We start from the raw sequence: 319 nt of genomic DNA on the forward strand, positions 1-319 counted from the left end.
TATCTGAGCAGGGAGGATCTGGCCACGCTGTTCGGCCTCGACGAGATGACGGTCTACCGGAGGGTCCGCCAGCCCAGCGACTTCGCTGCGGTGGAAACCGTGTCCGCCCGGCTCCATGGGGCCGGAAGACCCACGGTGGAGGCTGAGCCGCACCGACTGCGTCACACTCGGCATCGACGCGCCCCTCTTACCCAGTCCGGGCACCTGGACAACGCGGGGCCGATCGACATCGAGGGCCCGAAGGGGAAGATCCACGTGGAGCACGGCGTGATGATCGCGGCGCGGCACATTCACATGGGCCCGAGCCACGCCGCGGCGT

Annotated in this window: 1 pseudogene; it reads left to right on the forward strand. The window is 68.7% G+C overall.

Going from position 1 to position 319, the window contains the following annotated elements:
• Positions 1–319: pseudogene (locus BN358_RS28220) on the forward strand (propanediol utilization protein); the annotation flags it as partial.

The sequence above is a fragment of the Sedimentibacter sp. B4 genome, from assembly GCF_000309315.1.
In the GTDB taxonomy this organism is placed as follows: Bacteria; Bacillota; Clostridia; order Tissierellales; family Sedimentibacteraceae; genus Sedimentibacter; species Sedimentibacter saalensis.